Annotated in this window: 9 protein-coding genes and 1 pseudogene; 9 read left to right on the top strand and 1 reads right to left on the bottom strand. The window is 46.1% G+C overall.

What is annotated here, in order from left to right:
• Both FU659_RS36035 and FU659_RS32800 read left to right on the top strand, forming a co-directional pair.
• A partial coding sequence (locus FU659_RS36035; RefSeq protein WP_187274553.1) for a hypothetical protein occupies positions 1-796 on the top strand: 796 nt, incomplete at its 5' end.
• A complete protein-coding gene (locus FU659_RS32800) occupies positions 793-2,250 on the top strand; it encodes an MBOAT family O-acyltransferase (protein WP_147951396.1) in 1,458 nt (485 codons plus the stop codon). The genes FU659_RS36035 and FU659_RS32800, both read left to right, overlap by 4 nt.
• 821 nt (positions 2,251-3,071) lie before the next feature.
• Here FU659_RS32800 and FU659_RS32795 read toward each other — a convergent pair.
• On the bottom strand, positions 3,072-3,299 hold the full coding sequence (locus FU659_RS32795) for a hypothetical protein (RefSeq protein WP_147951395.1): 228 nt from the start codon (positions 3,297-3,299) through the stop codon (positions 3,072-3,074).
• A 228-nt stretch (positions 3,300-3,527) separates the two neighbouring features.
• On the opposite strand from FU659_RS32795, the gene FU659_RS32790 reads away from it, so the two are divergent.
• From FU659_RS32790 to FU659_RS32760, 7 genes and pseudogenes are all read left to right on the top strand, one after another.
• Entirely contained in the window at positions 3,528-5,597 is a 2,070-nt protein-coding gene (locus tag FU659_RS32790) for a bifunctional aldolase/short-chain dehydrogenase (RefSeq protein ID WP_147951394.1), read from the top strand.
• Positions 5,598-5,630: 33 nt separating this feature from the next.
• Positions 5,631-6,851 carry an L-rhamnose isomerase gene (gene rhaI, locus FU659_RS32785; RefSeq protein WP_147951393.1) on the top strand — a complete coding sequence of 407 codons (1,221 nt, stop codon included), beginning with the start codon at positions 5,631-5,633 and terminating at the stop codon, positions 6,849-6,851.
• Positions 6,845-8,347 (top strand): rhamnulokinase, encoded by a 1,503-nt coding sequence (gene rhaB, locus FU659_RS32780; protein ID WP_147951392.1) that lies wholly within the window; start codon positions 6,845-6,847, stop codon positions 8,345-8,347. The genes rhaI and rhaB overlap by 7 nt, the downstream gene beginning before the upstream one ends.
• A gap of 9 nt (positions 8,348-8,356) precedes the next feature.
• A pseudogene (locus FU659_RS32775) lies at positions 8,357-9,126 on the top strand (DeoR/GlpR family DNA-binding transcription regulator).
• A 108-nt stretch (positions 9,127-9,234) separates the two neighbouring features.
• The gene (locus tag FU659_RS32770; protein WP_147951391.1) at positions 9,235-9,978 is read left to right on the top strand and encodes a (Fe-S)-binding protein; all 744 of its coding nucleotides are present in this window, start codon (positions 9,235-9,237) and stop codon (positions 9,976-9,978) included.
• On the top strand, positions 9,965-11,479 hold the full coding sequence (locus FU659_RS32765) for a LutB/LldF family L-lactate oxidation iron-sulfur protein (RefSeq protein WP_147951390.1): 1,515 nt from the start codon (positions 9,965-9,967) through the stop codon (positions 11,477-11,479). The genes FU659_RS32770 and FU659_RS32765 overlap by 14 nt, the downstream gene beginning before the upstream one ends.
• Positions 11,472-12,215: a LutC/YkgG family protein gene (locus tag FU659_RS32760; RefSeq protein ID WP_147951389.1), complete on the top strand. Its 744-nt coding sequence runs from the start codon at positions 11,472-11,474 to the stop codon at positions 12,213-12,215. The genes FU659_RS32765 and FU659_RS32760 overlap by 8 nt, the downstream gene beginning before the upstream one ends.
• Positions 12,216-12,777 lie beyond the last annotated feature (562 nt).

Below are 12,777 nucleotides of genomic sequence, written 5' to 3'. Positions count from 1 at the left end.
TATCTTTAACTTATCATTGCCGGCGACTCAGACCGGGGATATGTATGCGATGCTGCTCAAATTAGATGAATTCGGTATTTCGACCGATCATCTTATTTTTAACGTTCGTTATGCTAGTTTTTTGCCTCGATACGAGTACGAAAAAGCATTGTTTTGGTGGATGGATGATTTGAAAGTCAAAGACATTGAAGCGTATCGTAGAGCTTTGCCTCATGACATCTATGATAATGAGGAGCCCATTACGACTAAGAGCTACAAAGCATTTAAATCCCAAGTCGAGGATCGCATTCTGCCGCAATTCCATCTTTATGCTTACAAAGATTATCTCGCGCAAACCATAACGCATGCATGGGATCGTCAGTTAAGTTTTCCTATTCCCGATGATTCATTGGCGCCATCTGCGCCCTGGTATGAAAAAGAAACAAAAAGTTATTTGGAGCAAGATGTCATCAAACGCTCATTTACCGACAAACCGCTCGATTTATCACCAAAGAATACGGATATCTATTTTATGAATAAGATCATAGAGCACCAAAAGAGTAAAAAAACGTTCCTTGTACTCACCGGCACCAATCAAACTTTAATGAAGGATTTTATTGAAAAACCAGGTTATCAGGATAATTTGCAGAAGCTCGATCATTATCTGGCTTCACTGCCAGTGGGTTATTTAAATTTGGAAGGGCTTATTTCAGATCAACTGTTTACCGATCACACCCATCTAATGCCGGAGGGTTACCGGGAATTGGGGCGTTTGGTCTGGCATGCATACGAGTCACAGGAGGAAAACAACAAATGATGTTTAACACGCCGGAGTTTGCTTGTTTGCTTCTTCTAAGTATGATTTTGTTTTATATTTTTCCCAAATGGCGTCTTTTGCTCCTAACAATCGCAAATGTTCTTTTTTATGCCATTGTCGGTATTGGATATTTATTTCTTTTTGGCGCAGTTTCCAGTATTGCCTTTCTATGTGCAAAAAGATTGCAAGGTTCGAAGAAGTCCCTATTTCTTTGGCTGGGGATTATTGTTTCTGTCGGTAACCTCGTTTTTTTCAAGTATATGGACTTTTTATTTCGCGCTATAGAACGATTTTTTTCCATATCGCTTGTAACCCATGATGCGAAATGGCTGCATTTGGTGCTGCCTTTAGGCATTTCCTTTTATACGTTTGAACTTATTGCTTACTTAGTCGATGTGTATAAACAGAAAATAAAGCCGGAAACTTCGATTCTTCGTTTTTGGATGTTTATCATGTTTTTTGCGCATATGATCGCCGGACCTATCATGAGAGGCAAAGAATTTTTACCTCAGATTCAAGGACTCTCTTCCATACGATTTCAAATGAGCAATATGAGAATGGGCGTTTTTCTTCTTAGCTTGGGTCTCATCAAAAAAGTGTTTATTTCGGATAATCTGGCCCCGTATTGCGATGATTTTTTTGCTCATCCGGAATGGTTGGATGGGGCTGAGGGGTGGACAGCTTCCATTCTGTACGCATTCCAAATCTATTTTGACTTTTCGGGATATAGTGATATGGCTGTTGGCATTGGCTGTTTATTTGGATTAAAATTAGCGGCTAATTTTTCAACCCCTTATTTAAGCACCAATCCCACGGAATTTTGGACACGTTGGCATATCACTTTATCGAGTTGGATCAAAGATTATGTTTATATTACGCTGGGTGGGTCACGGTCAGGAAAGTTTCGCCAGTATGCCAATTTATTTATTGCAATGACGATATCCGGATTTTGGCATGGCAATCAGTGGACCTTTGTAGCCTGGGGAATGTATCAAGGTGGGCTGCTAGTCGGACATAAGCTATGGATGTTCTTATTCGGCAAAGCAGGGCTTCAAGGACTTTATCGGCACTGGTGGTATAAGCTAGTTTCCATCGTTTCATTTTTCGGTTTAACTTGCATAGGATGGGTTTTATTTCGCGCAGAAAGTTTACACGCTGCTTTATCGTTAATTAAAAGGATGCTGAAGTTTCCCGAAGCTTTTAATTTTCCGCAATGGGTACAACCTTTTTGGCTCATCATTGCAGGCCTCATTCTCTTACATATTCTAGAGTACCTTCTTATTAAAAATATCAATCGCGTGTCTACAGAGTGGCATCGGTTGCTTCCAGCACCGCTGAGGGCGCAATCTACACCCTATTCTTGGTTATTCTTGTTCTGTTATATAAAAGCGAGCAAAATTCGTTTATCTACTTTCAGTTTTAGAAGTGCGCATGTTAAGCCATTTCCAAAGTAACACGCACACTCTTGTGAGATCACTTCGATGTTTTTCTAAGATGAAAAAGGACTGTTTTTAGCCTGTAGAATGGCTTTTAACGGTCTTTTCGTTGTTTTTCTGTCACATCATACTAAAAATCATTGCTTCACATGAAAGATCATTCGTAAATTGCCTGCGCAACTGATCGAAATTGAAGTTCATGCTAACTTTCAAACGATTATTCGTTCAGGCTCTTTTGAGATTCAAATCAGTGGCTCTGTGGGCTAATGCATGCTGCTTTTTTAGTTCAGCGCTGATCTTAAACTGTAAGTTGCAGTTATTTTCGATTGTAATCGTTTTTTAGTAGGAAAATCTTGCAAATCTACAGGTATTCCGCTGCTTTATTGTCCTAATTTGAGATAGGTGAATGGAAACATGTATTTTCGCATGAATGATAAACTGCTGGATAAATCGAGTTATTTAAAAATGTACAATTGCAGGTTTTCTCCAACTATAGTCCCTGCATCGTCCGAGAGGATTCCGAATGATAATGGCTAAGAACCATGCGCAGCAGTGTGACGCACAGCTCGGGTCGATGAGCGACGTCGGAATTCACCTCGGAGTGGCCACCATATGTTGCGGCAAAATAACTTTTCAGCGTCCTGGTGCCCGCTCTAGACGACCTCTTCGTTCTCCTGTTCTTGCCTGCAAATGGTACTGGATAAATGAGGCATGTGCCTTTTCGAAATTCATCATTAACGCTCCTCCCCAATGACAGAAAAACGCCCCGTTTCCATTCGCAAAGGAATGGGGCGGGACGTTCTTCGTCGCATAATTTTATTATACTGCGAGACCGCTCATTAAACTAGTCCTGCTAAATGGATGACAGCGGAGAGCTTAGGGAGCGTTCCACACGCTGAGAAAGGCTGCAGTTGGCTTACCACCCCAAAAAAATTCCGTAAACCGCTAAAAACTGCGAGGGCATGGTCGCTTTTGTGACGGGTTTCTTTGCTTTGTAAAACCAATTCAAAGAAATTGGTTTTATAGGCGTTTTCCACATTCGAATGTCCGTTTATATCTGAATTCATACTCATACTTCCCTTTCATCTAAAAAGAAGTGAAAAGCATCTTTGTTTTCCTTTAAACAGAAATAAAAATAATTATTCAAAAATAAACAAAGATATGTTACTATAAAACCATCAAGAACAAACATATATTTATGGGATGAAATGAGGAGACTTTGAGCTATACTCAAAGATCCCAAAGCGGAGAGACTTTGAGCTCCACTCAAAGATCCCTATATTAGGAGGGTACTTATGGTTGCGAATTTATGGCAAGCGGAAAAGGCGAATGCAGTAAGTAAAGGCGTGGAGGAACTGGTGTACCGTTCCAATCTATTAGGAACAGATCGTTCCGTTGCTAACTGGGGCGGCGGAAATACATCGTATAAAACCATTGAAAAAGATTTCCGCGGACGCGATGTGGAAGTCATGTGGGTAAAAGGCAGCGGTTCTGACCTTGCTACGATGAAAGCAAAGAATTTCACAGGTCTTCGTATGGAAGATATTCGTCCTTTGTTCGAACGCGATGAAATGTCGGATGAAGAGATGGTTGCTTATCTTGTTAATTGTATGATCGACAGCAAACATCCGCGTGCTTCCATTGAGACGCTTTTACATGCATTTTTGCCTTTCAAACACGTGGATCACACGCATCCGGATGCGATTATCGGTCTTTGCTGCGCACACAACGGCCGTGAGTTGGCTAAAGAAATTTACGGCGACCGTTTTGTATGGGTTCCTTATGTTCGTCCTGGTTTTACACTTTCCAAAATGATTGCTGAAGGCGTAAGAAGCAACCCGAAGGCTGAGCTTGTACTGATGGAGAAGCATGGTCTTGTCACTTGGGGTGAAACGTCCGAAGAGAGCTACCTGAAAACACTTGCCATTATTCAAGAAGCAGAAAGCTTCATTGAAGCTCGAGTGAACGAAAGCATGCTATATGGCGGAGCGAAATACGAGTCCCTTTCCGAAGCCGAGCAAAAAGATATTTTGGCGCAAGTGCTGCCAATCGTTCGCGGAGCGGTAAGCAACGAAAAGAAAATGATTCTTACGACAGACAGCGCAGACGATGTATTGAAGTTTGTTAACAGTAAAGATGCAGCGGTATTATCCCAAGTAGGTGCGGCTTGCCCGGATCATTTGGTTCATACCAAAATGAAGCCTCTTTACATTAACTGGAATCCAAATTCCCGCGATGTGGCTTCTTTAATTGAAGCTTTGAACGCTGGCATTGCTGCTTACAAAGTAGAATACCAAGCGTATTTTGACCGCAACAAAAATGAGGGTGACGTGATTAATGAAGCCGCTCCTCGCGTCATCTTGATTCCGGGAATCGGGATGATCAACACAGGGAAAAACTGGGCCAACGCACAAGTCAGTGGCGCTCTGTACCACCGCGCGATTTCTGTTATGAGAGGCGCTACAGCTCTTGGAACTTTCGTTTCCTTAAGCGAAAATGAATCTTTTAATGTCGAGTACTGGCCTCTTGAACTTTATAAATTAACATTAGCTCCGGCCGAAGCTGAATTTTCACGTAAAATTGCTTTCATCACTGGCGGCGCAGGCGGGATTGGCAGCGTAACGGCTCGTCAATTTTTAAAAGAAGGCGCTCATGTTGTACTGGCTGATCTTAACCTTGAAGGCGCTCAAAAATTAGCAGCCGAACTTAACGAACAGTATGGTGAAAACAGAGCCATTGCCGTTAAAATGGATGTAACGAAAGAAGAAGAAGTAGAAGCAGCTTACCGTGACTCGATCCTTAGCTACGGCGGAATCGATATCATCGTGAACAACGCAGGTCTTGCAACTTCAAGCCCTTTTGACGAAACATCACTGAAAGAGTGGAATTTGAACATGAACGTGCTTTCCACGGGCTATTTCTTAGTGGCAAGGGAAGCTTTTAAAATCATGAAAAAACAAAATGTTGGCGGCAGCATGGTGTTCGTAGGTTCGAAAAACTCGGTATTTGCAGGTAAAAACGCTTCCGCATATTCCACGGCGAAAGCAGCTGAAATTCATTTAGCACGTTGTATCGCTGCTGAGGGCGGCGAATATGGCATTCGCGTTAACTCGGTATTGCCTGATGCGATCCTCCAAGGTTCCGCGATTTGGAATTCCGGCTGGCGTAATGAAAGAGCAGCGGCTTACGGGATTGAACCGGACCAATTGGAAGAACACTACCGCAAAAGAACTACGCTGCTCGTGAACATTTTCCCGAAAGACGTTGCTGAAGCGATCGTTTACTTCGCATCTTCCAAAGCGGAAAAAACGACAGGTTGTATGCTCACTGTGGATGGCGGCGTTCCTGCTGCTTTCACGCGCTAGTCACTTAGACACATAATAGGAGGATATATTCCGATGAGCGATAAGGCATTTGCGCTGTTTGAAGAACAGCAATCTAATCGAGGCATTGATTTGGCCGTCGTTAAAGCCAAGCTGAAAGCACTGAAAATCGAAACCCCTTCATGGGGGTACGGAGATTCGGGTACACGCTTCAAGGTGTACAAACAAAACGGCGTGCCACGAAATCCTTTCGAGAAATTCGAGGATGCGGCCCAAGTACACAAGTTGACTGGCGCGTGTCCATCCGTTGCCATCCATATTCCATGGGATAAAGTGGAGGATTACGCGAAGCTGAAACAGCATGCTACAGATCTTGGCGTTTCTATCGGTGCGGTGAACCCGAATCTTTTCCAAGAAGATGATTATATATTTGGCAGTGTAACGAATTCCAACGCAGCGATTCGCCGCAAAGCGACGGACCATTTACTAGAGTGTGTAGATATCGCAAAAACAGTTGGTTCTGATGTGTTTAGCCTCTGGTTCGCCGATGGCTCGAATTATCCAGGTCAAGTGGACATTCGCGCACGCAAAACTTGGATGTACGAAGCGCTCAAGGAAATGTACGAAGCGATGACGCCAAGCATGCGGATGCTGATCGAGTACAAATTTTATGAGCCTGCTTTCTATCATACGGATCTGGCAGACTGGGGAATGGCTTTCAATTTGGCGAACAAATTGGGCCCTCAAGCAGAAGTGCTTGTAGATACGGGTCACCATCCGCAAGGAACGAACATCGAGCATATCGTCACGTACTTGTTGGATGAAAATAAGCTCGGCGGCTTCCATTTCAACTCCCGTAAATATGGCGACGATGATCTGATCGTTGGCTCCGTGAATCCCTACGAGCTGTTCCTGATTTTCTATCAAATCATTGATGCTGCGAATGATAAGAATCCACAAATTCGACAAGCGTCTGACAATATCGCTTATATGATCGATCAAAGCCATAACATCGAAAGAAAAATTCCGGCTATGCTGCGTTCCGTGTTGAATGTTCAAACCCAGTATGCCAAAGCTTTGCTCATCAATCTGGACGAAGTGAGAGAAGCGCAAGAGCGTCAAGATGTGTTAGGTGCGGAAGATGCGGTGCGCAAAGCGTTTGAATTCGACGTTGCTCCGCTGCTGCAGGCGGTTCGTGAAGAGATTGGCGTTCCTGTAGACCCGATGAAAGCCTATTTGGAAAGCGGCTACGACGAGGCGATTAACGCTCGCGGCAAGGGCGGTGCCAGCTGGTGAGTCAATCATCGAGCGTTCTGGCCTTTGATTTGGGAGCAAGCAGCGGCAGAGCCATCGTCGGACGCCTTGATTCTGAAACGGGCCAAGTGACGATTGAGGAAATTCACCGCTTTTCGAATGATCCGGTGAAGGTGGGCAACCACCTTCATTGGGATATTTTGAGATTGTTTCATGAAATTAAACAAGGTATTTTACAGACCAAACATCTGGGCTATACAGATATTGAAAGTCTAGCGATTGATTCCTGGGCAGTAGATTTCGGGCTTCTGGCAGCGAACGGCGAGCTTCTTGGCAACCCGTATCATTATCGGGACCATCAAACGGATGGTGTGATGGAGAAAGTCATTGACATCGTCGGTCGTGAGAAGCTTTATGCCAAAACAGGGCTTCAATTCCTGCAATTCAATTCTATTTTTCAATTATATGCGATAAAAGAAAGAAATCCGGCACTCTTGGAGCAAGCCGATACGCTTTTGATGATTCCGGATTTACTGAGATACTTCTTGACCGAGGAAAAACACAGCGAATATACGAATGCCACGACAACACAGCTATTGAACGCAACCACACAGACATGGGACTCGGAATTGTTGGAAAAACTAGCGCTTCCTGGCGATTTATTGCTGACTCCTGTTCTCTCGGGAACGAGGGTAGGGGCATTAACGAAAGAGATTTGTGAGGAACTGGACGTTGCTGCGATTCCTGTCATCGCTGTCGGTGAACACGACACCGCCTCGGCGGTTGTTGCGGTTCCCGCACTGGAGGAAGATTTCGCCTTCTTAAGCTGCGGTACATGGTCGCTTTTAGGAACGGAAACAAAGGAACCTGTATTAAGCGAGCAGGCTTTGGCTTGGAATTTCACGAATGAAGGTGGCGTTTATGGCACCAATCGTTTGCTGAAGAACATTATGGGCTTATGGTTGATTCAGGAATGTAAGCGTACGTGGGATAAAGAAGGCAAGAACAGCAGTTTTGCCGAGCTGGTTAAGCTCGCTGAGAAAGCGATGCCTTTCCAATCGTTTATCGATCCCGATGATGATATGTTTTTGAATCCCGTTCATATGCCTAAGCAAGTGCAGCAATACTGTCGAGACACGAATCAAGCGATTCCTCAAACGGAGGGCGAAATCATTCGTTGTGTCATGGAAAGCTTAGCATTGAAGTATCGTTTTATTCTGGAGCGGACGGAACAGCTTTCAGGGAAATCGTTCAAAGGCCTTCACATCGTAGGTGGCGGCATTCAGAATGAACTGCTGTGTCAATTTACGTCAAACGCTACCCAACGTGAGGTTTGGGCGGGTCCTGTAGAGGGTAGTGCCTTAGGAAACCTTGTAGTACAATGGATAGCACTAGGGTATATCGCGAATTTACGCGAAGCCAGAAAGCTGATTCGGAACTCGTTTCCCGTCAAAACGTACATCCCAGAGGATCGTGCAGGTTGGCAGGAAGCGTACGTAACATTTTGTCAGGTGGCGTCCCGATTGACCGTGAAATGAGGGAAGACGATGCTGGTAGCAGAAAGATGGCAGAGAATCGTTCAGTTGGTGAATGAAAGAGGAAGCATCCGTGTCACGGAGCTTAGTGAACTGTGTCAGGTAACGGAAGAAACGATTCGCCGCGATTTGGATCGGTTAGAGAGCGAAGGCAAGCTTATGCGCAGCCATGGCGGTGCGGTGAGCGTGAAGGAAGCTCAGACGGAAGTCCCTTTCATGGAAAGGGAAACCGCCTATGCGGATTTCAAGAACAGCATTGCGAAGGAAGCGGTGTCTCATATCCGTGAGCATGACCGCATTATTTTGGATGCGAGTACGACGGCTTGGTATATGGCACGAATCATTCCCGACATGCCGCTGACGATCATCACGAATTCGATGAAAGTGGCCCTTGAGGTGAGCACGAAAGAGAAGATACAGGTGATTTCCACCGGAGGCTTGTTGTCTCCCAAATCGTTGTCTTACGTAGGACCACTGGCAGAAAGATCATTGGATATGTATCACGCCCATAAGCTGTTTTTATCCTGCAAAGGGGTTCATATGCAGCGAGGAATCAGTGAGTCGAATGAACTTCAAGCGCTTATTAAACACAAATGATCAGCATTGCTGATGAGACCTATCTGCTTGCTGACCATAGTAAATTTGGCATGCAGTCCTTGACGCAAGTAGCGGGCTGGTCCGAAATTCAACATCTGATTACAGATGGACAAACGAACAAGGATGATGTAGATCGCATTCGCGAAAAAGGTGTGCACGTCCTCCAATTAGATAAAGGTTTATGAACATCGTTCCTTCCATCACCAGTATGTTGTTCCTAGTACTGAGGATGGTTTTTTGTATAACTGAACACCTCTAAGGAGGGACGATGAAGGAAGGGAGTTAGCCGCATCATGAAAGTTTCTTTGTTTATTACTTGCTTAAGCGACCTTGTATATCCCAAAGTTGGGGAGGCTATGGTTCAGTTGCTCTCCGGATATGGGGTAAAGCTGGACTTTCCGCAGGTGCAAACGTGCTGTGGGCAGCCTGCCTTTAACAGCGGTTATTGGGAAGAGGCCAGGGGCTCAGCGCTGACGCTGCTTGAAGCATTTGAAGACAGTGATTTTGTCATTTCTCCTTCAGGCTCTTGCACAAGTATGATTCATCATTATTATCCGAAATTATTTGAAAATGATCCTACTAAACTAGCTAAGGCCAACCGCTTAGTAGAAAAAACATATGAATTTACGCAGTTTCTTGTTCAAGTATTAGGTGTTACTGATCTTGGCGCCGTATTTCCCCACAAAGTAACCTATCATCCTTCTTGTCACGGCAGTCGATTACTGGGCGTGAAGGAAGAACCGATGCAGTTGATGAAAAACATCCGTGATTTACAGCTAGTGCCGCTTCCTCATGCCGAGGATTGCTGCGGCTTTGGCGGTACCTTTGCCGTGAAAATGTGTGATATTTCCGGGGCTATGGTGTCGGAGAAATCGGATCACGTTTTAGAAACGGAAGCGGAAGTGCTGGTCGGACTGGACATGGGCTGTTTAATGAATATTGCTGGCAATTTATCCTATCGGGGCAAGCCTGTGAAGGTCATGCATCTTGCCGAATTGCTTGCAGAGGGAGTGAAGCTGGCGCATGAGCGAACATAAAGCAACCGGAACGGTAAAGGATAGATCGAAAGTTGCGCTGAACAATGATTTCCTTCGAAATGCTGTTAAGTTCACTACCGAAAGACTGAAGAACGGGAAGCTGGCGGCTACGGAAGAGCATGGGAATTGGGAAGAGTGGCGCGAACGGGGGCGGCAAATTCGACTGCATACGATTGCCCACTTAGACTATTATTTAGGCCGATTTGTGGAAAATGCGAGAGCTCAGGGCGTTCACGTCCACTTCGCGGCGGATGCTGCAGACGCGGTGCGATTGACGAAGCAAATTGCCGAGCATAAGAGGGCTAGAAGCGTCGTCAAATCCAAGTCCATGGTGTCGGAGGAATTGCACATTAACCATGCCTTGGAAGAAATCGGCGTGGAAGCTATAGAGACGGATCTTGGCGAATATATTATTCAATTGGCGGGAGAAACCCCTTCTCATATTATTATTCCGGCGATTCATAAAAACCGCTATCAGATCGCTGAGCTGCTTTCAGAGGATGCGGGCGAGGAGCTGGCACCGGATACAGGAATCCTAGCGGGCTATGTGCGACGCAAGCTGCGTGAGAAATTCCTTGAAGCCGATATCGGCATGACGGGCTGCAACTTTGCTATTGCGGAGACGGGTTCTATTGTTCTTTTTGAAAATGAAGGGAATGCGCGGATGGTCAGCACAATTCCTAAGACGCAAATTACGTACATGGGCATGGAGCGGATTGTTCCAACGCTGGACGACCTCGAAGTGATGGCCACGCTGCTGCCGCGTTCAGCTACAGGTCAAAAGCTAACCGTGTACATGTCTGTCATTTCAGGACCGCAGCGTGAGCGTGACGGGGATGGACCGGAAGAGATGCATGTGATCATCCTGGATAACGGCCGCTCCCTGCAGCTTGGTGACCCGCAGTTCCAAGAGCTGCTGAACTGTATTCGCTGTGGGGCTTGCCTGAATGCGTGTCCCGTTTACCGGCATATCGGCGGACATGCCTATGGCGGTGTATATAGCGGCCCGATCGGCGCTGTGCTGACGCCTGCTTTGAATAAAAATGTCGACCAATGGGACGACATTGCCAGCGCATCCAGCCTATGCGGCGCCTGCTATGAGGCTTGTCCCGTGAAGATTCCACTGCATGATATGCTGATTTATTTACGACAGCGCAAAGTAGAACGAGGGGCAACGGACTTCGTGGAAAAGGCCGGCATGAAAGGCTTTAATTTCTTAATGTCCGATGCCAAGCGCGTGAAGGCGTTGATTAAAATAGGACGTATCGGACAGAAATTATTGGTACGAGACGGACACATTAAAGCGAAAATTGGCCCGTTAAAAGGGTGGAATAGTTATCGGTATGCACCAAGCATCGCGAAGAAGACATTCCGTGAGTCTTGGAAGGCGATTGAACAAGGCCTGGAAGGAACGTTGCCTGAGCTTAATATGGATATGAAGGCTCGTATGGAGAAGCTTATCGCGGATCGCAAAGAGGGAGGAGGACATCATTATGGCTAAATCAGATGCAGCATTTCTTCAGAGACTCCATGAGGATGCGCTCAAGGATCAAGAAGCCTTCTTTACGAATATCGCAACTCGTTTAGGCAGAACGAAGCCTATGGTCAACGCTCCCCAGCACAGCATGAAGGGGGCTCCTGAATTCTGGGGGGAAGTGAACCTTCCCCTTGAAGAACGCATTCAATTGTTTATGTCGAACTGGCAGAAGGCGGGAGGCCACACGAAGCGTCTTACGGGGATGGCTGGAGCTCAAGCCTTCATCGAGAACTTCATCACGGAAACACAGGCGAAGCACTTGATCATGCAGGATCAGCCTGAGTTGGAGGAGCTGCGTGCCGGGCTTGCGCAGACGGATACGGAGATCACAGTGTGGAACTCGGCTGCAGCGAGCAGCGAGGGCAAAGACGAGCTCGTCGCGAAGGCAGCAGGCGCTGATATTGGCATCGTTGCTGTCGAACACGCAGTCGCTTACACAGGCTCGCTGGTTGTCACTTCCGATGCCACCAGAGGTCGGAGCGTCAGCCTGCTGCCAACGACGTTCATCGCGATCATACCGGTTGACCGTCTAAAATCAAAGCTCGGTGAAGTACTGCGACCTTTCGACGAGCTATCAATGAAAGACCGACCGGCGGGGATTCATTTCATTTCGGGACCGAGCCGTTCCGCGGATATCGAAAACGATTTGACCATCGGCGTCCATGGACCTGGGATCGTTTATGCGTTAATAATCGAATAATAAAGGTTAGGTAATGGCTGTAAGAGAAAAAAATCTCTTACAGCTTTTTTTGTGCATGCGTACGACGAAGCAAGGTACAACTGGATAAAAGATCAATCAAGCTAAGAGCCAAGTGTTGCCTCGTAACTGACAGGCAACTGGTGGAGAAATCCTAAGGCTGAAGCTCTGAGACAATCTATCCCTGCGAGGGGGACTTGTCCACTTGCTTGAACAAATTAGGGGTTGTCTTTCAGCGTCCTCCCCTCTACGAAGCTTTGTTATCTTCACTTCAGTGGCAATATACACTTGGTTATATGCCCTACTCCAACTTCCTTCCCGCGCGGCTTGCCACTTCCCCTTTGGAGGACGAGTGAGTGGATGCAGTTAACCTGCTAATTTCGCCATAGATGTCTCCGCGAAATCGGCATGTCTGGAACGATAAAGCTGATTTTCCGCGTTACGGAAGGGGAGAGGCTGGTCAGCGGCGCTGTAAGCACGGAAAACGTGCTTACAGCGGAGGAAGGGGAGAGAATGGACGAAAAGTTGAGCTGTAAAGCTGATTTTCCGCGTTACGGAAGGGAAG

This window comes from Paenibacillus sp. N3.4 (assembly GCF_008017805.1).
Lineage (GTDB): Bacteria > Bacillota > Bacilli > Paenibacillales > NBRC-103111 > Paenibacillus_E.
This window is presented reverse-complemented; position numbering and strand designations above follow the sequence as displayed.

What these genes read in the sequence shown, in the direction of transcription:
- FU659_RS32800 (WP_147951396.1), top strand. Translation starts at nt 793, where the DNA reads ATGATGTTTAACACGCCGGAGTTTGCTTGTTTGCTTCTTCTAAGTATG.
- FU659_RS32795 (WP_147951395.1), bottom strand. Translation starts at nt 3,299, where the DNA reads ATGAATTCAGATATAAACGGACATTCGAATGTGGAAAACGCCTATAAA.
- FU659_RS32790 (WP_147951394.1), top strand. Translation starts at nt 3,528, where the DNA reads ATGGTTGCGAATTTATGGCAAGCGGAAAAGGCGAATGCAGTAAGTAAA.
- rhaI (WP_147951393.1), top strand. Translation starts at nt 5,631, where the DNA reads ATGAGCGATAAGGCATTTGCGCTGTTTGAAGAACAGCAATCTAATCGA.
- FU659_RS32770 (WP_147951391.1), top strand. Translation starts at nt 9,235, where the DNA reads ATGAAAGTTTCTTTGTTTATTACTTGCTTAAGCGACCTTGTATATCCC.
- FU659_RS32765 (WP_147951390.1), top strand. Translation starts at nt 9,965, where the DNA reads ATGAGCGAACATAAAGCAACCGGAACGGTAAAGGATAGATCGAAAGTT.
- FU659_RS32760 (WP_147951389.1), top strand. Translation starts at nt 11,472, where the DNA reads ATGGCTAAATCAGATGCAGCATTTCTTCAGAGACTCCATGAGGATGCG.